17 protein-coding genes and 1 pseudogene are annotated in these 21,023 nt (G+C 37.4%); 8 read left to right on the top strand and 10 right to left on the bottom strand.

What is annotated here, in order from left to right; genetic code table 11:
* The first annotated feature begins 44 nt into the window (after positions 1 to 44).
* On the top strand, positions 45 to 413 hold the full coding sequence (rplL, locus tag HNR69_RS01415) for a 50S ribosomal protein L7/L12 (RefSeq protein WP_011608325.1): 369 nt from the start codon (positions 45 to 47) through the stop codon (positions 411 to 413).
* Positions 414 to 651: 238 nt separating this feature from the next.
* On the opposite strand, the gene rho is transcribed toward rplL, so the two are convergent.
* Complete coding sequence (gene rho, locus HNR69_RS01410) at positions 652 to 1,914, bottom strand: transcription termination factor Rho (RefSeq protein WP_041603960.1); 1,263 nt, start codon at positions 1,912 to 1,914, stop codon at positions 652 to 654.
* Between the two features lie 194 nt (positions 1,915 to 2,108).
* Between rho and rhlB the strand changes: the two genes are divergently transcribed.
* From rhlB to trpS, 4 genes are all read left to right on the top strand, one after another.
* Positions 2,109 to 3,368: an ATP-dependent RNA helicase RhlB gene (gene rhlB, locus HNR69_RS01405; protein WP_075293523.1), complete on the top strand. Its 1,260-nt coding sequence runs from the start codon at positions 2,109 to 2,111 to the stop codon at positions 3,366 to 3,368.
* 113 nt (positions 3,369 to 3,481) lie between these two features.
* Positions 3,482 to 4,168 carry a ribulose-phosphate 3-epimerase gene (rpe, locus tag HNR69_RS01400; RefSeq protein WP_011608328.1) on the top strand — a complete coding sequence of 229 codons (687 nt, stop codon included), beginning with the start codon at positions 3,482 to 3,484 and terminating at the stop codon, positions 4,166 to 4,168.
* Positions 4,165 to 4,839 carry a phosphoglycolate phosphatase gene (locus HNR69_RS01395; RefSeq protein WP_012341271.1) on the top strand — a complete coding sequence of 225 codons (675 nt, stop codon included), beginning with the start codon at positions 4,165 to 4,167 and terminating at the stop codon, positions 4,837 to 4,839. Before rpe ends, HNR69_RS01395 begins: the two co-directional genes overlap by 4 nt.
* Positions 4,840 to 4,848: 9 nt before the next feature.
* Positions 4,849 to 5,850, top strand: a complete 1,002-nt coding sequence (gene trpS, locus HNR69_RS01390) for a tryptophan--tRNA ligase (RefSeq protein ID WP_012341280.1) — start codon at positions 4,849 to 4,851, stop codon at positions 5,848 to 5,850.
* Between the two features lie 220 nt (positions 5,851 to 6,070).
* On the opposite strand, the gene HNR69_RS01385 is transcribed toward trpS, so the two are convergent.
* Positions 6,071 to 6,511, bottom strand: coding sequence for a PRD domain-containing protein (locus HNR69_RS01385; protein WP_081376356.1), 441 nt, complete (start codon positions 6,509 to 6,511; stop codon positions 6,071 to 6,073).
* Positions 6,512 to 6,563: 52 nt separating this feature from the next.
* Between HNR69_RS01385 and HNR69_RS01380 the strand changes: the two genes are divergently transcribed.
* The gene (locus HNR69_RS01380) at positions 6,564 to 7,166 is read left to right on the top strand and encodes a beta-phosphoglucomutase family hydrolase (protein ID WP_136122230.1); all 603 of its coding nucleotides are present in this window, start codon (positions 6,564 to 6,566) and stop codon (positions 7,164 to 7,166) included.
* 377 nt (positions 7,167 to 7,543) lie between these two features.
* On the opposite strand, the gene HNR69_RS01375 is transcribed toward HNR69_RS01380, so the two are convergent.
* The 3 genes from HNR69_RS01375 to HNR69_RS01370 all read right to left on the bottom strand — a co-directional run bounded on the left by HNR69_RS01375 (position 7,544) and on the right by HNR69_RS01370 (position 11,137).
* A complete protein-coding gene (locus HNR69_RS01375; RefSeq protein WP_331245821.1) occupies positions 7,544 to 9,271 on the bottom strand; it encodes a TonB-dependent receptor domain-containing protein in 1,728 nt (575 codons plus the stop codon).
* 107 nt (positions 9,272 to 9,378) lie between these two features.
* Positions 9,379 to 10,287 (bottom strand): TonB-dependent receptor plug domain-containing protein, encoded by a 909-nt coding sequence (locus HNR69_RS09530; protein ID WP_260156447.1) that lies wholly within the window; start codon positions 10,285 to 10,287, stop codon positions 9,379 to 9,381.
* A gap of 232 nt (positions 10,288 to 10,519) precedes the next feature.
* Positions 10,520 to 11,137, bottom strand: a complete 618-nt coding sequence (locus HNR69_RS01370) for a trimeric intracellular cation channel family protein (RefSeq protein WP_075293990.1) — start codon at positions 11,135 to 11,137, stop codon at positions 10,520 to 10,522.
* Between the two features lie 229 nt (positions 11,138 to 11,366).
* On the opposite strand from HNR69_RS01370, the gene ilvA reads away from it, so the two are divergent.
* Entirely contained in the window at positions 11,367 to 12,914 is a 1,548-nt protein-coding gene (gene ilvA, locus HNR69_RS01365) for a threonine ammonia-lyase, biosynthetic (RefSeq protein WP_178384285.1), read from the top strand.
* A gap of 317 nt (positions 12,915 to 13,231) precedes the next feature.
* Here the strand turns inward: ilvA and ispH are convergent, their stop codons facing one another.
* Positions 13,232 to 14,176, bottom strand: coding sequence for a 4-hydroxy-3-methylbut-2-enyl diphosphate reductase (gene ispH, locus HNR69_RS01360; RefSeq protein ID WP_075293992.1), 945 nt, complete (start codon positions 14,174 to 14,176; stop codon positions 13,232 to 13,234).
* A complete protein-coding gene (gene lspA, locus HNR69_RS01355; RefSeq protein WP_075293993.1) occupies positions 14,176 to 14,673 on the bottom strand; it encodes a signal peptidase II in 498 nt (165 codons plus the stop codon). The genes ispH and lspA overlap by 1 nt, the downstream gene beginning before the upstream one ends.
* Before the next feature lie 383 nt (positions 14,674 to 15,056).
* On the opposite strand from lspA, the pseudogene HNR69_RS01350 reads away from it, so the two are divergent.
* Positions 15,057 to 16,449 (top strand): annotated as a pseudogene (locus HNR69_RS01350) (porin).
* Between the two features lie 146 nt (positions 16,450 to 16,595).
* On the opposite strand, the gene ileS reads toward HNR69_RS01350, so the two are convergent.
* The 3 genes from ileS to ribF all read right to left on the bottom strand — a co-directional run bounded on the left by ileS (position 16,596) and on the right by ribF (position 21,018).
* Positions 16,596 to 19,409: an isoleucine--tRNA ligase gene (gene ileS / locus HNR69_RS01345; RefSeq protein ID WP_136122304.1), complete on the bottom strand. Its 2,814-nt coding sequence runs from the start codon at positions 19,407 to 19,409 to the stop codon at positions 16,596 to 16,598.
* Between the two features lie 18 nt (positions 19,410 to 19,427).
* Positions 19,428 to 19,976, bottom strand: coding sequence for an HI_1492 family protein (locus HNR69_RS01340; protein ID WP_075293996.1), 549 nt, complete (start codon positions 19,974 to 19,976; stop codon positions 19,428 to 19,430).
* Positions 19,977 to 20,073: 97 nt separating this feature from the next.
* Positions 20,074 to 21,018, bottom strand: a complete 945-nt coding sequence (gene ribF / locus HNR69_RS01335; protein WP_011608341.1) for a bifunctional riboflavin kinase/FAD synthetase — start codon at positions 21,016 to 21,018, stop codon at positions 20,074 to 20,076.
* Between the last annotated feature and the right edge of the window lie 5 nt (positions 21,019 to 21,023).

The raw sequence follows: 21,023 nt of genomic DNA, 5'->3' as shown, positions 1-21,023 counted from the left end.
CTTTCTTAACTCGTTTAATTTATTTACTTTAGGAATTGATTGTTATGTCATTAACTAACGAACAAATCATTGAAGCGATTGCTTCAAAAACTGTCACTGAAATCGTAGAATTAATTTCTGCAATGGAAGAAAAATTTGGTGTTTCTGCTGCGGCAGCAGCGGTAGCAGTAGCTGCTGGTCCAGCTGAAGTAGCTGAAGAAAAAACCGAATTCGATGTGGTTTTAGCTGAAGCTGGTGCTAATAAAGTAGCTGTAATTAAAGCAGTACGTGGTGCGACTGGTTTAGGCTTAAAAGAAGCTAAAGACCTAGTAGAATCTGCTCCGGCTAACTTAAAAGAAGGTATTTCTAAAGCAGAAGCTGAAGCACTTAAGAAAGAATTAGAAGAAGCTGGTGCGAAAGTAGAAATCAAATAATTTTGATTTTTTCAATCTTCTAGTTCAGAAAAGACTTGGTGGACACCCAAGGTCAGAATAATAATCCTACCTTTTCGTGCGTTTTCGAAGGTGGGATTATTCTTTTTTATGCTGTCGAAGAGTTTATTTGTAGATGATCGTAATTTGGGAGAAAAACTTTACTTTTGTCTGCAGTGGGTTGAGTGCGGTTTGTTTTAAGCCGCACTTTTTCGTTTCATTCGCAATGAGATTTTTTATTTTAAGAACGTTTCATAACTTCAAAAAATTCTTCATTGGTTTTTGCCATCATTAGCTTATCAATTAAGAATTCCATTGCCTCAATTTCACCCATTGGATTAAGAATTTTACGTAGAATCCACATTTTTTGTAATTCATCTGGTGTAGTCAGAAGATCTTCTTTCCTTGTACCAGAACGATTGAAGTCAATAGCAGGAAATACACGTTTTTCTGCGATTTTACGGGAAAGATGCAACTCCATATTCCCAGTTCCTTTAAATTCTTCAAAAATCACTTCGTCCATTTTTGATCCGGTATCCACAAGTGCGGTGGCAATAATGGTTAAACTACCGCCTTCCTCAACATTACGGGCCGCACCAAAGAAGCGTTTTGGGCGATGCAATGCATTGGCATCTACACCTCCTGATAAGATTTTTCCGGAAGCCGGTGTTACCGTATTATAAGCACGAGCTAAGCGAGTTATGCTATCTAATAAAATAACCACATCTTTTTTATGTTCAACGGAACGTTTTGCTTTTTCAATCACCATTTCTGCAACTTGAACATGGCGTGCTGCCGGTTCATCAAAGGTTGAAGCAATGACTTCGCCTTTTACTGAGCGTTGCATTTCTGTTACTTCTTCCGGACGTTCATCAATCAACAATACAATTAACTCACATTCCGGATAGTTATGAATAATACTTTGTGCAATATTTTGTAACAACATGGTTTTACCTGCTTTTGGCGGAGCGACAATTAAACCACGTTGTCCTTTACCGATAGGGGAGGCTAAATCTAAAATACGAGCAGTCAAATCTTCCGTTGAACCATTTCCACGCTCCATTCTGAGGCGTGAATTTGCGTGTAGTGGAGTTAAGTTTTCAAAGAGAATTTTACTACGTGATACTTCTGGTTTATCGTCATTGACTCGATCAACTTTTAGCAAGGCAAAGTAACGCTCTCCTTCTTTTGGCGGACGAATTTTTCCTTCAATTTTGTCGCCCGTTTGCAGGTTGAAACGACGAATCTGACTTGGAGAAACATATATGTCATCAGGACCGGCTAAGTAAGAACTATCGGCAGAACGTAAGAAACCGAAACCATCAGGTAAAATTTCTAATATACCTCCTCCAAAAATGTCCTCTCCACTTTTCGCATGTTGTTTTAAAATTGCAAAAATAATGTCTTGTTTGCGTAAACGAGCTAAATTTTCTAAGCCCATTTGTTTTTCACCTAATTCTACAAGTTCAGAAACAGGTTTATTTTTAAGTTCTGTTAAATGCATAATAAATAATTGAGAATGTTATAAAAATGAATTGATAAATGAATTGAATGTAAATATGAAATTGCGTGCAAATTTATCATTAAATCTTTAAGTTGTCTAGCTATCTAACTTAAAAATCAATAAATGTGCGGACATTTTTTGAGGATTTTTTCCGTTCATGTTATTATCACCCAAATTCTTTACTGATAATTTTTATGCAAAATAGTCATCTTTCACAACAACGTTTTTCTGATCTTGCTTTACATCGTATCGTGCAACAAGCGATAAAAGAAAAAGGCTTTGAGTTTTGTACACCTATTCAGGCATTGTCTTTACCTATCACCTTAAAAGGGCAAGACATAGCTGGGCAGGCTCAAACCGGCACAGGAAAAACGATCGCATTTTTAACCGCTACATTTCATCATTTACTACAAAAAAACAATATAAATTCCTCAGAACAACCGAGAGCGTTAATTTTGGCACCGACTAGAGAATTGGTTGTACAAATTGCAAATGATGCGAATTTTCTGGTTCAAGCAACAGGGTTGAAAACAGGCTTAGCTTATGGTGGTGAGGGCTATGATAAACAATTAAAGGTAATTGATCAGGGTATTGATATTTTAATTGGTACTACAGGGCGTGTAATTGATTATGTTAAGCAAGGAATTATTCGTTTAGATTATATTCAAGTGGTAGTGTTAGATGAAGCAGATCGAATGTTTGATTTAGGTTTTATTAGAGATATTCGTTATTTATTACGTAAATGTCCGGTGCCTCAACAACGTTTAACCATGCTTTTTTCTGCAACTTTGTCTTATAAGGTTCGTGAACTTGCTTTTGAACATATGAATGATCCACAGTATGTAGAAATTGAACCCTTACAAAAAACGGGGCATAGAATTAGAGAGGAGTTATTTTACCCTTCTAATCAAGATAAAATGGCATTGTTGATGACTTTATTAGAAGAAGAATGGCCAGAGCGTTGCATTATTTTTTCTAATACTAAACATCGTTGTGAGGAAATATGGGGATATTTAAGTGCGGATGGTCATCGAGTAGGATTATTGACCGGTGATGTAATGCAGAAAAAACGCTTATCTTTACTCAAACAATTTACGGATGGAACCTTAGATGTTTTGGTGGCGACAGATGTGGCAGCACGAGGGTTACATATTCCGGATGTGACTCATGTGTTTAATTATGATTTACCTGATGATTGTGAGGATTATGTACATCGTATTGGAAGAACAGGGCGAGCGGGTGAAAGCGGTATTTCAATCAGTTTTGCTTGTGAAGAATATGCGATTAATCTGCCTGCAATTGAAGAATATATTGGTCACAGTATTCCTGTCAGTCAATATGATGCGAAAGCATTGATCGAAGATTTGCCAACACCTCATCGGATTAAACGAGGTGCATTTGATAGCCGTTCAAATTTACAACGTACTGTAAAGAGATTGAAAAAAACTTATTAATTTAACCGCTCTTTTATGGGATCTTTGCCAAGATAAGCAAATATCCCTTTAATTACCGGACGATAACGTTGTACACTAATACGGAATTTTCGACTAGGAAAAGAGAGATAAAAATGACACCTTATTTAATTGCTCCATCTATACTTTCTGCTAATTTAGCACGTCTTGGTGAAGATGTAGAAAATGTGCTAAAGAGCGGTGCTGATGTAATTCATTTTGATGTGATGGATAATCATTATGTACCAAATTTAACCTTTGGGCCTGCGATTTGTAAGGCATTGCGTGATTATGGAATTAAAGCACCTATTGATGTACATTTAATGGTTAAACCGGTAGATCGTATTATTCCTGATTTTGCTAAAGCCGGTGCTGATTATATTACGTTTCACCCGGAAGCCAGTGAACATATCGATCGTTCTTTGCAACTGATTCGGGATTGTGGTTGTAAGGCCGGTCTTGTTTTTAATCCAGCAACACCATTGAGTTATTTAGATTATGTATTGGATAAGATTGATGTGATTTTGCTTATGTCTGTGAATCCCGGATTTGGGGGACAAGCTTTTATTCCAAGCACATTAGAAAAGTTAAAACAGGCTCGTAAAATTATTGATGAAAGTGGCTTGGACATTCGCTTAGAGGTAGACGGTGGAGTAAAAGTGAATAATATTGCTGAAATTGCTCAAGCTGGAGCCGATATGTTTGTGGCGGGATCTGCAATTTTTGATCAGCCTGATTATAAAAAAGTTATTGATGAAATGCGTCAGCAACTTTCTACAATAAGAGAGAAGGAAACAAAATGACACAATTTAAATTAATTGGTTTTGATTTGGACGGTACCTTAGTAAACAGTTTGCCTGATTTAGCTTTATCAATTAACTCTGCTTTGAAAGACGTTAATTTGCCACAAGCATCGGAAAACTTGGTGATGACTTGGATTGGCAATGGTGCTGATGTTCTGAGTCAACGTGCAGTGGATTGGGCTTGTACACAAGCTGAAAAAGAGTTAACGGAAGATGAGTTTAAATATTTTAAACGTCAATTTGGCTTTTATTATGGCGAAAATCTTTGTAATATCAGTCGATTATATCCAAATGTGAAAGAAACCTTAGAAGCATTAAAAGCACAAGGCTACATTTTAGCAGTCGTGACGAATAAACCAACTAAACATGTTCAGCCTATTTTAACTGCTTTTGGGATCGATCATTTGTTTAGTGAAATGCTGGGGGGACAATCTTTACCGGAAATTAAGCCTCATCCGGCACCTTTCTATTATTTATGTGGCAAGTTTGGTCTGTATCCGAAACAAATTCTTTTTGTTGGCGATTCGCAAAATGATATTTTTGCTGCTCATTCTGCAGGTTGTGCTGTGGTTGGGTTAACTTATGGTTATAACTATAATATTCCAATTGCACAATCAAAACCTGATTGGATCTTTGATGATTTTGCTGATATTTTAAAAATTACACAATAAGGATAAAAAATGACAAAACCGGTTGTATTAAGTGGTGTTCAGCCCTCAGGTGAATTAACTATTGGTAACTATTTGGGTGCGTTGCGTCAATGGGTAAACATGCAAGATGAGTATGAGTGTTTATATTGTATTGTAGATTTACATGCAATTACAGTTCGCCAAGATCCGGACACTTTACGTAAAGCAACGTTAGATGTATTGGCTCTTTATTTAGCCTGTGGTATTGATCCGGAGAAAAGTACGATTTTTATTCAATCTCATATACCTGAACATACCCAATTGGCATGGATTTTAAATTGCTACACTTACTTTGGTGAAATGAGCCGAATGACTCAATTTAAGGATAAATCGGCACGTCATGCTGACAATATCAATGTAGGTTTATTTACCTATCCTGTTTTAATGGCGGCAGATATTTTACTTTATCAAGCAAATCAAGTACCTGTTGGTGAAGATCAACGTCAACATTTAGAAATTACACGTGATATTGCACAACGTTTTAATGCTCTTTATGGGGAACATTTTATTGTGCCAGAAGCATTTATTCCAAAAGCAGGTGCACGAGTAATGTCCTTGTTGGAACCTGAGAAGAAAATGTCTAAATCGGATGAAAATCGTAATAATGTCATTGGTTTGTTAGAAGATCCCAAAGCAGTTGTGAAGAAAATTAAGCGAGCTGTAACAGACTCAGATGAACCGCCTGTTGTGCGTTATGATGTAAAAAATAAAGCAGGTGTATCTAATTTATTAGATATTTTATCCGGTGTAACAGGAAAATCTATTGTCCAATTGGAAGCTGAATTTGAAGGGAAAATGTACGGACACTTGAAAAGTGCGGTGGCAGATGAGGTTGCTACTATGCTGACTACATTACAAGAACGTTTCTATCATTTCCGTAACAATGAAGAATTATTAAATAAAATTGCGGCTGAAGGTGCAGAAAAAGCCCGTAAGCGTGCAAAGGAAACCTTAGATAAAGTTTATCGTGCAATGGGTTTTGTTACTCCATAAAAACGATTTTTCCCCTAAGTATTTAGGGGATCTTTTTTCTTATTGTAATACATTTTCGAAAAAAACAGTATTTGCAGTAGGGTCACTTAATGAAAATAGTAAGAACTTTCCGAAAAACCGCCGTTATTACAAACCACAGAAATCTGATACTTCGTATAGAATAAGAGAAAAATCTTCTATGGCAAAAAATAGAAAAGAAAGCATTTCCCACGTGACATTATTAGGGTGTTAAAATCCAAGGTTGTGCTAATGAAAGAGAATAAATATTAGCGATGAAATGAGATTGTTCTTCTTTGGGAACAGGGAAGGGAATAAAGGTTAATAGTTCTTGGTGTAATTTCAAAATTTTTGTAAAACAGACCGCTCTTTCGATCTCTGAAAAAAAATCTGGGTTTAGTGCTTTAGCCACATATCCTCTTTTTATTCTGCCTAGTGCCATAGCTAAATGAATGAGTAACATGTCTACTTGTTTCGTTTTTAAATTTACTCGCCATTTTTTACCAAGACGATTTCGGATATTAAGAGTAATTGTCATAATATCTTCATCAATTAAATGGCGTTGAACTAAAAAAATCAGCCTTTGCTGTATTAACATGAATTTCATTCCATTATGAAAAGGATAGTTTACTTTACCTGAAATAAACACAATTAAGTAGTGCATAGATCACAACTTTGTAGGAAAATAAACAAAATTTTACACGATAGGAATTAAGATGTTAAACAAGGAAATTATCGCACGATATGAAGGATTAATTTTTGATATGGATGGCACAGTAATTGATACTATGCCTTGTCATAAACAAGCTTGGGAGCTTGTTGGTGCTGAAATGGGCTATGCTTTGGATGGAGATGTTATGTATCAATTGGGGGGAGCTCCGGTAAGAACTATTGCCAAAGCCATAATGGAAAAAGCACAAATGCCGTTATATTTAATGGAAGATGTGATTAGTTTAAAGCGTAAATATGGAATTGAATTAATCATGAAAAATGCTACTTTATTGCCTGCTGCGGATATTGTGAAACAATATGTTGGACAAAAGCCTTTAGCTCTCGGTACAGGTTCACATCGTTACGTTACGGAAATGCTTTTAGAGAAATTTCAATTGCAGTCTTATTTTGGTGCTATTGTGACAGCGGAAGACGTGATTAATCACAAACCTGAGCCGGATACATTTTTGCGTTGTGCAGAATTATTAAATCTTGATCCGTTAAAATGCCTTGTATTTGAAGATACGGATTTGGGCGTACAAGCCGGATTAGCGGCGGAAATGGATGTTTTTGACGTTCGTGTAAATCAAATAATTACAAGCAAGTGATTAGATTTTATCTGTATTTTGTGTAATCTGAACATTTAGGCAGAGTAGAGAAATAGTTGCCAACCTTATTTTTGATTATGTTTGTAGCTTTTATTTAAAAAATACTTTATAAACATAAAGTTGTGCTTTTTTAATCCGTTATGATTATTTAACGTTTGCTTTAACTCTTTAAAAAGACCCTTGGTTCTATTTATTGTCCTTTCAATATCTAACTCAGAATATTTCTCGAAAGTAAATAGATAATTGTGATATTGCTTTAAACTAGTATAAGCTACTTTTATTGGCAAAACAGTTGTTTATTCATTTTTCAAAAATAAAGCTTAAAGCCTTGTGCTATAAGGCTTTAAGCTAGTTTTTAGACAACTGTTTTCTCTGCTTTAGAATTTATAATTTACATTTAAAACAAATGTGCGTCCTTTTGAATAGTTGTTTAAGGCTTTCTGGTATCCATCGCCCACGCCCATAGCATAAGTCATTTGGTTTGCCGAGTCGTTATTCGCATCTAGCGGATTAATGTATTTTTTATCAAAGGCATTTTGAATTTCGCCTTTAATAGTTAAGTTTTCCGTTGGTTGGTAGATAGCGTAAAAATCGAAAATTATTGGCTGTGCTTTGATTTCTTCCGTGCCGCTAATTCTTACATAAGTAAGAAATGTCTCGCCAGTCTTTCTAGAAGTAAAAGTTCCAGGCAAGATAACATCGCCATCTGCTTTATCAAGTCTGGCTCGTTTGCTTTTACCATAGTATTTAGCAGTACCGCCTAATGTTAATTTTCCGTCAAATAAACGTGTTCCTAGGTCAAGGGAACCGTAATCTTTCGGTAGAGACGATATTTTACTTAAGCCGAACCCTTGTAAATATTGTCCGGTTTCACTATCGTCCCCCACGCTATTACTGGAATCAGAATATGAACTTGGCTGATTGGTTTTTTGTCTGGCATAAGATAAGTTGGCATAGAACCAACCGATATCATAATTTAATTCAAGTTCCAATCCCTGAATTTTAACAATAGGTGATGAATCAGCAGGAATGAGTTGGTTTAAAGGAACCTTAAAACCACTCCCTGAGTCTACCATTTCTGTTTTCAAGATTGTTTTGCCACCTTCATAGTTAATATGCGTAAGATGCCCAACGCAGTCATAAATAGTCGGTGCTTTATCTGCTCCTCTCCAAGCGTTTGAACTACATTCTTGTTTGATATTGATAATATAATCTCTGATTTTCGTTTGATACGCCAAAACCTTAAAGCCTAGTGCATCAAAATCCGAGAATATCCCATTTTTATAACCGTTAATGCCGAATTGAATGGTTTTGGCTTTTTCTGATTTTAAATCGGGTCTTATGGCTAATGTACCAAATTCGGAGAAATACATCTCTTTGATATTCGGGACCCGATGGGTTTTGGCATAACTTACAAATGGCGAAAAGAGCGGGTGAAAATCCGCAGAGAAAGACATAGAATAGTTATCATGTGCTCTTGAATTCCCCTTTTGGACAGAGTAGAAAGTCGGGCAGTTATAAACATCTACCCATTGTTCCTCGTCATTTTCATAATGATAACATCCAAATTTTATCGCACCGTCATAACCATACTTATGAACTATTGCTGATGAATTACCATTAACGTAAACTGTATACCCATCTTTTGTTTTTTGTTCAGGGTCAGCTGGAAAATATCTAGTTACTCTATCTCTAGGATCACGAGGGAAAGTTGCACCGCTATATTTATAGATTTGGCGATTGGCATTGACTTTTAAGGTATAAATATCGTATTTAAAGGTTTGGTCAAAATAGAGGGTTTTAAAACGTTGTTCGCCGTCGGGTTGGAACGTATTCGATCTTATACCGTGATATATACATGCGTTTTTATACTTACCAACGTAATCACAGAAATCACGTGAATTAGGTTCTCCGCCGTCAAAATAATAACCTAATTCACGAGGATGTCGATTTTTACTGTATTTATTTTTGAGGATATTGGCACCTAATGTTGCTTCATAAGAGAATTTTTCTGTGAATGGAATAGAAAAATGCATATTTATATCCGTGGTTTTCGCACTATTTTTGCTTTCCAACACATCTTTCAGCATTTTACCATTAAACACGCTTCCCTTGTGATAGGTTTGCGTAGAGGTATTATCCGCCAAGATTAATTCAAATTGTAAATTCTCTTTCGGTTTTAGTTGGTAGTTTAACTGGTAGTTTTTATTCTCTAAATTTCTGCCTGAAAGTGCGGTCGATAAAGAGCGGTAGCTTTATTATATTTATCGTTATATTCGATTTTGGCTAAATGGCTTTGGGGATAGTGGAGTAATTTGCTTGGGTCATAGGGTTGTAATCCATAGAGTTTTCGTTTTTCATCTTCTTTACAAAAAGGCTCACCTTTACAAGCTTCTTTAACTATTCTTCCCACTTCTTCAGCGTCAACATCTTTTATACTTCTACCCCCCCCCCCCACTTTAAAATCTTGCGAGCTTTTACGCCAACTATAGGCATACATAAAACCTAATGTTCTTGTATCGGAAAAAGGATAGCGAAAGGCAACTGCACCCATATAATTCGGTCCGGTTGCATTGGTTCCTCCGCCAACATTTAATAAAGCACCCACATTTCTGCCTTCACTTATCACATCATCAACACCGATTGTTCTAAAATTTGCCGAACCTACTAGAGCATTAGCCCCCGCTTTACCGTCAAAACTTCCTCGTTGAATATCTACACTGGTAATAAACGCAGGGTCAATGGTTGCACCGAATTGAGAGGTTCCACCGGCTTTTTCGCTGTTATCTCCTGATGTGGCAAAAAAGGTTTGCGAAATACCGTCTACCATCGTATTCACCCGTCCAAATCCTGTTTGACCACGAACGTTCACCGACACTGTCCCCGAACTTTTATCAAGGTTGGTAAACGCACCCGGTACCGTTCTGATGATGTCATCAATGGATTGCGTTGACGTGGAAATATTTTCTCTCACACTGGTTGCCCCCGCTTTTTTAAAGACTTCCTGTTTAGGTGGCAGTTTATATTCTACATTAATTTGATCGAGCATTTCTTCCGCATAAACACAAGTGCTTAATACGGAAAACGCTACCGCAGTGAGTTTAAATTTATTAGTCATCATTTTTATCCTAGTTATTTATGATTAAATTCATGGTGTAAACATGTACGACCAGTTATATAAAAATATCCTGTGTATGTCAATTAATGATAATAATTTTTATTATTATTTTTAGTTTATATGGAAATTCAGCATGTTATCAAAATTGATATTCGCCAGCCTGAAAGCCAGAGTTTGGCTCTGGCGGAAAACATGCTTTAGTTAAAAATGATTCGGAGGAAATGCGGTCTATTTTTTACAAAGATTTATTTTTAATAAAAGGAAACTGAATGCGATATTTTATCGCCAGCATTCTGATGAGTGTACAGGTTATAATTGCCAGCCATGGACTTAGCAAAGGGGAAATTAAACCGGTTGAACCCAATAATTCTATTGTCGCACCGACAATTGCCGCACTGGCATATATTTCAGACTGAAAAATTAACGGCGGTTTTGCCGTCAATATGTCTCGGATACAACCACCGCCCACTGCACTGATACAGCCCAAAATAATGGATAATTGAATATTTTCCGTTAGATACCATGTTTTATTTGCACCGAAAGCTGCAAAAAAACCTAATCCAACGGCATCAAGTAAGTTGCTCACCTTTGAGAACGACGTTATTTTTTCTTGAAAAAAAGATACGCAACACACGGCTAAAAGGATAATTAATAGATAGGCGATATTTTCCAAGCCTGCCGGCGGTGTTGCTGATAGGCATAAATCTCGAATAATTCCACCGCCTATCGCTGTTACTGCTGAGACAACAAAAACACCGAATAAATCAAATTGTTTTTTCACCCCTGCAACCGCACCACTTAAGGCAAAGATAAATGTACCGAGAAGATCAATGAAATTAAATACGGATAACATAAAATACCTTAATCTTAATTTTAAGGCATCATTATAGCATAACGAAATTAAAAAAAAACTTCGCAGATGTAATGGACACAAAAGGATTCTATACATTAATGAAGCAAAGTGTACATTTGTACATTACATCAGCATAGTTGTTATGGTAATCTAGAAGAACAAAGTGTGTTGAAAAAAGAGATTCTTGGCGTAATGCCGATTTTAATATTTAAACGAAATATCCTAAGTTATGGTGAAGAATATGATAAGTAATTTAACCGAACAGCCTTCTGGTGCTGAGTACCTTAAAGCAATTTTAAGTTCAAAAATTTACGAACTTGCACAGGTTACACCCTTACAACCTATGCTCAAACTTTCTGAGCGTTTAAGTAATACCGTTTTAGTTAAACGTGAAGATCGCCAATTAGTTCATAGCTTTAAATTGCGTGGTGCTTATGCCATGATTGCCGGTCTTAGCCAACCGCAAAAAAATGCCGGTGTGATTACCGCTTCCGCAGGAAATCATGCTCAAGGTGTCGCACTGTCAGCGAAAAATCTGGGATTAAACGCATTGATTGTTATGCCGCAAAATACCCCCCGCATTAAAGTAGATGCAGTGCGTGGTTATGGTGGCGAAGTGCTTTTATATGGTGCAAACTTTGATGAGGCAAAAGCAAAAGCGATAGAGCTTTCTGAAAGTAAAAGTATGACATTTATTCCGCCTTTTGATCACCCTGCAGTTATTGCAGGTCAAGGTTCTTTAGCCATGGAATTATTGCAGCAAAACAGTCATATTGATCGTATTTTTGTTCCTGTTGGCGGTGGCGGATTAGCAGCTGGCGTGGCTGTTTTAATTAAACAATTAATGCCTGACATTAAAGTGATTGCGGTAGAAAGTAAAGATTCAGCTTGTTTACACGCCGCTTTGAAAGTTGGTCAACCGGTAGATTTAGAGCGTGTCGGGTTGTTTGCTGACGGTGTGGCGGTAAAACGTATCGGTAATGAAACTTTCCGTGTATGTCAACAATATATTGATGATGTTGTACTTGTTGATAGTGATGAAGTGTGTGCGGCAATGAAAGATATGTTTGAAAATGTGCGTGCTATTGCAGAGCCATCCGGTGCCGTATCATTAGCCGGCTTAAAAAAATATGTGAAAGAACATAATATTCAAGGTGAAACGTTGGTTAATATTTTGTCCGGTGCAAATTTAAATTTTCATACATTGCGTTATGTGTCAGAACGCTGTGAAATCGGTGAAAAACACGAAGCAATTTTTGCTGTAACTATCCCTGAAGAAAAAGGTAGTTTCCTACGTTTTTGTCATCTGTTAGGTGATCGCCCTGTTACCGAATTTAACTACCGTTATGCCGATAAAGAACAAGCCTGTATTTTTGTTGGTGTTCGTATTAGTAGTGAAAAAGAAAAATTAGAAATTATTCAACAACTTGAACAAAATGATTATAAAGTTATGGATCTCTCTGATGATGAAATAGCGAAAACCCATATTCGCTATATGATTGGAGGACGAACAACCAGCAATAGCAAAGAGCGGTTATATAATTTCGAGTTTCCTGAGCAAAAAGGTGCGTTGTTAAAATTCTTGATGATGTTAGGTACGCATTGGAATATTTCCCTTTTCCATTATCGTGCTTATGGTGCAGACTATGGTAACGTTTTGGCAGGCTTTCAGTTAGATGAGCATGATGAAATTCGTTTCAACGGTCATTTAAAAGAACTTGCTTATACTTATCAAGATGTAACGGACAGTCCTGCTTACAAATATTTCTTAGCTTGACGGTTCTCTTAAGCTAAAGGTGTTTACCAGACTGTGCCGTAGCCCCGTCCTTTAGGGCGTGGATATAAGGCACAAATATGATATACTTCTTACTGCTAACAGAGGTCGCTTTAGACTCTCAATGACGGCATAATCAGGGCAGGACGTGCCCGTAGCGTCTGTGAAGTGAATCGCATTGGCGGTCAGCAGCAGAAACCCTCCGAGAGTAGCCCATTGCTTGCAATGGGAGCTGGTAGGAATCTCCTTGCTTTAGCTAGGGGAGGACGTCAAGAGGTATTCAGATGAAATAAAAAATGCCATACTAAATGGCATTTTTTCTACTCAACTTTGTTAATTCGCAACTCTTTCGGCACTTCAAAAACGGTATTTTCTTCGCAACCTTCAAGCTCATCCACTTCATCAACACCTAATTCTTTTAAACGGGAAATCACCGATTGAACCAATATTTCCGGAGCTGAAGCACCGGCTGTTAAGCCAATAACTTTCACATTATTTAACCAACTCACCTCAATATCATTTGCATCATCAATTAATTTTGCAGTAACTCCCATTCTTGAAGCAAGTTCAGCTAATCTATTGGAATTTGATGAGTTTTTAGAACCGACCACAATAACTAAATCGGACAATTCGGCTAATTCACGAACGGCTTGTTGTCGATTAGTTGTTGCATAGCAAATATCATTTTTGCGAGGACCTTGAATGGCCGGATATTTTTGTTTTAGTACCTCAATGACATCGGCAGTATCATCAATTGATAATGTGGTTTGTGTCATAAACGTGATGTCTTCATCATTCCGTAAAGTCAGTTTGGCAATATCTTCCACATCTTCTACTAAATAAATACCGCCCTTATCGTTATCATATTGTCCCATTGTGCCAATAACTTCGGGGTGTCCTTCATGCCCAATGAGAATGGCTTTTGTTCCTTTACGGCTGGCACGAGCAACTTGCATATGCACCTTTGTCACTAAAGGACAAGTGGCATCAAATACTTTTAAATTCCGCTCTTTAGCCTCTTGACGAACAGCTTGCGAAACGCCATGTGCAGAAAAAATTACAATAGCACCATTAGGCACTTCGTCTAATTCTTCTACAAAAATTGCCCCACGATCACGCAATCCATCCACAACAAAACGATTATGTACAACCTCATGACGCACATAAATAGGTGCTCCGTGAATTTCTAATGCCAGCTCCACAATACTAATAGCTCGATCAACACCGGCACAAAAACCACGAGGATTAGCCAAAATGATTTTCATTAGTTCTGCCTGCTCTCTTTTTTATCGTTTTGCTTAAAAGCATCAATAGCCAATAATCCGGCACCAATACAAATTGCAACATCAGCGATATTAAATACGGGGTAATGCCATTGTTTCCAATAAAAATCAAAAAAATCTACCACAAAGCCATGATAAGCTCTATCGGCTGCGTTTGCCAAAGCTCCACCAACCATTAACGCATAGCCTGTATTTTGTAGTTTCTGTGTTGCTTGATTTTTATATAAGAAAAATAAAATCATGAAGGAAACGACTAAAGCCAATAAAATAAAAAAGTATTTTTGCCAACCTGCATGGTCAGCCAAAAAGCTAAAGGCTGCCCCGTGATTACGCACGTAAGTTAAATTAAAGAAAGGCAATATATTAATACTTTCGTATAAAGAAAAATTTTTTACTACAGCGAGTTTTGTTATTAAATCAGTAAAAAAAGCAACCGCACTTATCCAAAGAAATGGAAGTCCTGTTTTTGATAAATTCATATGGTTTCCAATAGATGAAAAACGGGCGTAATATAACACCCAATTTAAATTATCTTGCGATTAAACGCTCGTGCGTTCTGTTTCGCAGGATCTACTTTGATAGCCGTTATTGTAAAATCTTAAACATCTCTCTAACGGCGGAAGGATTATATCTTACTTTATACCTTATATCCACGCTCTGAAAGACGGAGATTTACGGCACGTTGCGATAAAATTAAATTCTATGTGAGTTTAGTTCGATTATTCTGTTGTATTTTAACCGCTCTTTTCCAGCAAAATTGAATAAATTAGAGGATAAAATTTATTTACTTATATTGCCATTGTTTGGAATTTTCTCTAGAATTTGAGAAATTTTAACCCCAAAACAGATAGGTAATACAAAAATGAAGAAAAAAATCACTTTTACTAAATCTCTCATCGCTTCAGCGTTGGCATTATCAGCGAGTTATGTCAATGCGTCTGCTTTCCAACTCGCCGAGGTATCCAGTTCCGGTTTGGGGCGTGCTTATGCAGGTGAAGCGGCAATTGCTGATAATGCCGCCGTTGTAGCAACCAACCCTGCATTAATGAGTTTGTTTAAAGCGAAACAATTCTCATGGGGGGGTATACGTTGATTCCAACATTAATGTAAACGGAAAAATAGACGTTAGCACATCACCAATTCCTTCTTCTCCTGATATTCTAAATGTTAAAGCCAATCAAAAAAATATCGTCCCGAATACCCTTATTCCCAATCTGTATTTTGTAACCCCTATTAATGATAAATTTGCCATCGGTGCAGGCATGAATATGAACTTTAGTTTGAGAAGTAAATATAAAGATGATTATGTTGGCGGTGTTTTGGGTGGAACAAGCGAGATGGATTCTATTAATTTGAATTTAAGCGGTTCATATCGTGTCAGCAAAGGATTAAGCGTTGGTGCAGGATTAAATGCCATTTATGCCAAAGCGAAATTTGAACGCCGTGCAGGGATTTTAAAGAAAACTATTGATAGTTTACGTAGTGATGACAATGATCTGCTTATTTTACTCTCTCCATCAATAGTATCATCGGCATCTAGCCTAACATTTCATGAAAACAGTACTGTAGCACGCTTACAAGATAACAATGCATGGGGATTGGGTTGGAATATCGGTGCGGTTTATGAATTTAATCAAGATAATCGTATCGGTATTGCCTACCATTCTAAAGTAGATATTGATTTTAAAGATAATGATACATTGGGTTATATACTTGGCAAAGAAGAGATTAAGCTTCATCGTGCAAAAGGTAAGTTAACTTTACATTTACCGAGCTATTTCGAAATTTCCGGTTTCCACCAATTAACAGCAAAATTTGCTATGCACTACAGCTATAAATATACGCAATGGAGCCGTTTACAAAGTTTGCATGCCGCTTATTCCAATGGTGAAGTCGCTTTTCATAAAGATGAAAACTTTCATGACAGTTCTCGTGTAGCTTTAGGGGCAACTTATGATGTGAATGATAAATTAACTTTACGTGCAGGTATTGCTTATGATGAATCCGCCGACCACCCAACTGCTTCCATTCCGGATACCGACCGCACTTGGTACAGCTTAGGGGCAACCTATCATTTCACACCAAATCTTTCTGTCGACATGGGCTTTGCTCATTTACGCGGTAAAAAACAGAAATTTAAAGAGAACCACTCATTTACAAGCAAAGATAATTATGAAGTAGGTAGAATAGATGCAGATTATCAATCAACAGCACGAGCCAATCTGTATGGCTTAAATCTTAACTACCGTTTCTAACGATTATCCAATTGTTTATTAGTTATAGAAGGCGTATTTTGATACGCCTTTTTATTTTTTACTCAAAACATCACAAAATCTTAAATGAGTAATCTAATAAATATGTCAAGTTGCGATTTTAGGAAAATGTCAGTATTCAATATCAATCAGGCAAATTGACGTTGCTCTCCGCTACCTTCTACGTTTTCGATACAACGTCCGCAAATGTGAGAATGTTCCTTATTTGATCCGATGTCTGTAGCAAAGTGCCAGCAACGAGGGCATTTTTCCCCATCGGCACGTTCCACTTTTATCGCTAAGCCTGTCAATTCGCTTTCAGCTACATCGGCTTTCGACAACGGTTTCACTACGACTTGTGAGGTAATCAACACAAAGCGTAACTCATTACCGAGTTGTTCCAGTAATGGACGAATTTCCTCGCTTGCATAGACGGTGACTTTAGCTTCAAGTCCTGCTCCAATTAATTTGTCGTTACGTGCTTGTTCTAATACACGGTTCACTTCGGCACGTACTTTTAATAACTGTTGCCAGTAAGTATCGTCCAATTTATCGCTTTCATCTAGCCCAAACAAACCATCATAAAATTCCTCGGTAAAGACGAATTCAGCACGATTATCCAGTTTTGGCAAGTAGCCCCAAATTTCATCAGCAGTAAAAGATAAAATCGGTGCAATCCAACGCACAAGAGCTTCTGAAATATGCCATAATGCCGTTTGGCAACTGCGACGAGCAAGGCTATCCGCCTTAGTTGTATACTGGCGATCTTTGATAATATCCAAATAAAATGATCCCATCTCAATTGAACAAAAACGCATTAAGCGTTGTACAACTGTGTGGAATTGATAGTTATCATAAGCTTCTTTGATTTCGTTTTGTGCTTCTAAAGCACAACTTACTGCCCAGCGATCAAGAGAAATCATTTCTTCAGGGTTAACTAGGTCGTTTTTTGGATCAAATCCGTTTAGATTTGCTAGTAAAAAACGAGCAGTGTTACGGATACGGCGGTAAGTGTCGCCTGCACTGTTTAAGATTTTGTGTGAAACGGCAATTTCTCCTGTGTAATCAGTGGACGCTACCCATAAACGTAAAATATCCGCCCCGTTTTTGTTCCAAACTTCACTTGGCACAATAACATTACCGAGAGATTTGGACATTTTCCGACCTTTTTCATCCACCGTAAAACCATGGGTAAGTACTTGCTTATAAGGTGCCTTATTGTTAGTTGCAGTAGATAACATCAACGAAGACATAAACCAGCCACGATGTTGGTCTGACCCTTCTAAATACATATCCGTAGATTTACCGTTAAATTCAGGGCGTTGCTCTACCACGGAAGCATAAGTTGATCCCGAGTCAAACCACACGTCAAGCGTATCCGGCACTTTATGATAAGTTTTTGCCTCTTCACCCAGTAATTCCGCAGGATCGAGATCCCACCAAGCTTGAATACCTGCTTTTTCAACACGTTTTGCTATGTCTTCAAGTAATTCTAACGTGCGAGGGTGTAACTCTTCCGTTTCATTATGTACGAACATAGTCATCGGTACCCCCCAAGTACGTTGGCGAGAAATACACCAGTCCGGACGGTTTGCTACCATTTTATCAATGCGAGCTTCCCCCCAACTTGGAATCCAACGCACAGATTTAATTTCGCTTAATGCTTTTATACGCAAATCTTGCGTTTCCATACCGATAAACCATTGTGGTGTAGCCCGGAAAATAATGGGTGTTTTGTGTCGCCAGCAGTGTGGATAGCTATGTTTAATACGTTCCAATTTAAGCAATGCACCCGTTTCTTTCAATTTTTCCAATACCAAATCATTGGCTTCAAATACGCCTTTACCGGCAAAGAATGGCGTTGAAGAAATGAATTTACCGTCATTTGCCACCAACCCAGCCATTTCCAAACCATATTTTTTTGATACCACAAAGTCATCTTGACCGTGATCCGGAGCGGTATGAACTAAACCTGTACCCCCATCAACGGTAACGTGATCGCCTAGAATCATAGGGACAGAAAAATCGTAGAATGGGTGATTAAAGCGGATAAGTTCTAAATCGCCACCTTTTGCCGAACCTAAAATTTGTATCTGCTCAATTCCTAACGCATTTTGTACCGTTTGCACTAATTCTGTCGCCAAGATGACACGCTCGTTACCAAGTTGAACAAGCTGATATTCCAATTCTGCATTCACTGCAATCGCACGGTTAGACGGTAATGTCCAAGGTGTTGTCGTCCAAATGATCGCAGACAATGCTCCTTGACCTTTACCAAGTGCATTGAATTTTTCTTCAACCTCCGCCGCACTTACCGCCGCAAAACGCACATAGATTGATGGCGAAACTTTGTCTTCATATTCCACTTCCGCTTCAGCCAGTGATGAAGCACAATCTAAGCACCAATGAACAGGTTTTGAACCTTTGTAAAGGTGACCATTTTGAATCACTTTACCTAAAGTGCGGATAATTTCTGCTTCAGTTTCAAAATTCATTGTAAGATAAGGATTATCCCAATCTCCCAGTACGCCCATACGGATAAAGTCCGCTTTTTGACCTTCAACTTGTTCTTTTGCATAATCACGACAAGCCTGACGAAACTCTGCTGCTGAAATTTTCTCGTTCGGCTTACCTACCAAACCTTCTACTTTTAACTCAATCGGTAAACCATGACAATCCCAACCCGGCACATAAGGTGTATCAAAGCCAAGTGCGGTCTTAGATTTCATAATAATGTCTTTCAAAATTTTATTGACGGCATGACCAAGGTGAAGTGTACCGTTTGCATAAGGAGGTCCGTCGTGCAAAATAAAGGTTTTCTTACCTTTAGAGGCTTCTCGCACTTTTTGGTATAAATTTTTATCATACCAGTTCTTCAACATATCTGGCTCACGTTTAGCCAGATCACCTCGCATTGGAAAACCCGTTTCAGGGAGATTTAGAGTGTTTTTGTAGTCTGTCATATTAATTATTTCTCAACTTTATAATGAATCCAAGATTGTTTTCGCACTGGAATACACAAGGATAACCCATTGATTTACCGAATTTACCAAACGAATTTGTCCATTCAGAAATTCAACCATCCAATAATCATCAAAATTAATATCTGTAGTATTAATATTGCATTCTTCATTTGACCGAGCATAATCTGCACCGCATACTACTTTTGTCGGCGGACCATACTTTTGGGGCAATCCATTTAAAATATCTTTCACTTCTTGTACTTCACGTGGGAAGGGCGGTCTGTTTTGGCTATAATTCAAAATGTCAATTGCAATACTGTTCAATACTTGTCCATTAAAATAAGCGGTTGCCTCTCGATTATTGCCGTTAAATAAAAAATGCTGACATTTATAAGAATTTAATGGCTGGTAATATTCCCAACCGGTGCATAATTTAGAGTCGGCAATTTGTTGATAGGTCATGCCGAATTTAAGATCTTTATAACCGTCTAAAATGATATTTTGGGCAAAACTCAAGCAGGGAATAAATGTACCCGAAATCAGCAACAAATTTTTTAACTTTTTCATGAAATGTCCTAACAGAATTTCTTGCATTAACATAATTTATTTGCAACAAGAAAATAAGCAAAAGCGATTTAGCATTATACGCATAAATCCTTAACGGTCAAAGGTTCAAGACTTGCTGAAAATACTTTTTTGCCACAACAACATCATTTTCAATCTGATTTTTAAGGGCATTTAGAGAAGGAAATTTTTTTTCATGGCGAATTTTATGGCAAAATTCAATTTGCAAGGATTGACCATACAAATCACGATCAAAGTTAAACAAATGCACTTCCAATAATTGTTTTACGCCATTGATAGTAGGTCGCTTGCCAATGTTGGCAACTCCTTGAAAAATATCGCCATTTTTTAACCGCACTTTTACAACGTATACACCTTTAATTGGATTAACTTGCCGATGTAAATAAATGTTTGCAGTGGGAAAACCAATAGTTCGTCCTAATTTATTGCCATGAGCAACTCGTCCATAAATACGATATGGCTTACCCAGTAACTTTTCTGCCAACGCTAAATTATCTTCTGATAAGGCTTGGCGAATGGCGGTGCTACTAATACGCTGGTCATTTAATTGTAAACTTCGATTATCTTCCACTATAAAGCTTTGTTGTTGCCCTTTTTTTTGCAGAAGTCGAAAGTCGCCTTCTCGATTTAAACCAAACCGAAAGTCATCACCAATGCTTAAAAACTTCATCTTCAGATGTTTCACTAAACAATCTGAAATAAATTGCTCCGCACTTAATTGGGCAAAAGTGCGGTTGAATTTAACGCAGAAAACATAATCTACACCTAACTGTGCCAAATAGGCGAGTTTATCTCGTAAACGCATAAGCCTTGCCGGTGCCTGATCACCTTGAAAATACTCATAAGGTTGAGGTTCAAATAACATCACTACAACGGGCAAATTCAGTTGTTTTGCTTTCGCTTTTAAATGTTGCAAAATAGATTGATGCCCTAAATGAACACCATCAAAATTACCAATAGTTACAGCACAACCCTGCTGTTTTAAAGGCTCGGGTAAATTATGAAAACCACGAATAAGTTGCATAACAT

This window comes from Histophilus somni, assembly GCF_014202395.1.
GTDB lineage: Bacteria > Pseudomonadota > Gammaproteobacteria > Enterobacterales > Pasteurellaceae > Histophilus > Histophilus somni.
This window is presented reverse-complemented; position numbering and strand designations above follow the sequence as displayed.

Excerpts from the sequence above, each read along its gene's own strand:
- rplL (WP_011608325.1), top strand. The coding sequence starts at position 45 with ATGTCATTAACTAACGAACAAATCATTGAAGCGATTGCTTCAAAAACT.
- rho (WP_041603960.1), bottom strand. The coding sequence starts at position 1,914 with ATGCATTTAACAGAACTTAAAAATAAACCTGTTTCTGAACTTGTAGAA.
- rhlB (WP_075293523.1), top strand. The coding sequence starts at position 2,109 with ATGCAAAATAGTCATCTTTCACAACAACGTTTTTCTGATCTTGCTTTA.
- rpe (WP_011608328.1), top strand. The coding sequence starts at position 3,482 with ATGACACCTTATTTAATTGCTCCATCTATACTTTCTGCTAATTTAGCA.
- HNR69_RS01395 (WP_012341271.1), top strand. The coding sequence starts at position 4,165 with ATGACACAATTTAAATTAATTGGTTTTGATTTGGACGGTACCTTAGTA.
- trpS (WP_012341280.1), top strand. The coding sequence starts at position 4,849 with ATGACAAAACCGGTTGTATTAAGTGGTGTTCAGCCCTCAGGTGAATTA.
- HNR69_RS01385 (WP_081376356.1), bottom strand. The coding sequence starts at position 6,511 with ATGCACTACTTAATTGTGTTTATTTCAGGTAAAGTAAACTATCCTTTT.
- HNR69_RS01380 (WP_136122230.1), top strand. The coding sequence starts at position 6,564 with ATGTTAAACAAGGAAATTATCGCACGATATGAAGGATTAATTTTTGAT.
- HNR69_RS09530 (WP_260156447.1), bottom strand. The coding sequence starts at position 10,287 with ATGATGACTAATAAATTTAAACTCACTGCGGTAGCGTTTTCCGTATTA.
- HNR69_RS01370 (WP_075293990.1), bottom strand. The coding sequence starts at position 11,137 with ATGTTATCCGTATTTAATTTCATTGATCTTCTCGGTACATTTATCTTT.
- ilvA (WP_178384285.1), top strand. The coding sequence starts at position 11,367 with ATGGTGAAGAATATGATAAGTAATTTAACCGAACAGCCTTCTGGTGCT.
- ispH (WP_075293992.1), bottom strand. The coding sequence starts at position 14,176 with ATGAAAATCATTTTGGCTAATCCTCGTGGTTTTTGTGCCGGTGTTGAT.
- lspA (WP_075293993.1), bottom strand. The coding sequence starts at position 14,673 with ATGAATTTATCAAAAACAGGACTTCCATTTCTTTGGATAAGTGCGGTT.
- ileS (WP_136122304.1), bottom strand. The coding sequence starts at position 19,409 with ATGACAGACTACAAAAACACTCTAAATCTCCCTGAAACGGGTTTTCCA.
- HNR69_RS01340 (WP_075293996.1), bottom strand. The coding sequence starts at position 19,976 with ATGAAAAAGTTAAAAAATTTGTTGCTGATTTCGGGTACATTTATTCCC.
- ribF (WP_011608341.1), bottom strand. The coding sequence starts at position 21,018 with ATGCAACTTATTCGTGGTTTTCATAATTTACCCGAGCCTTTAAAACAG.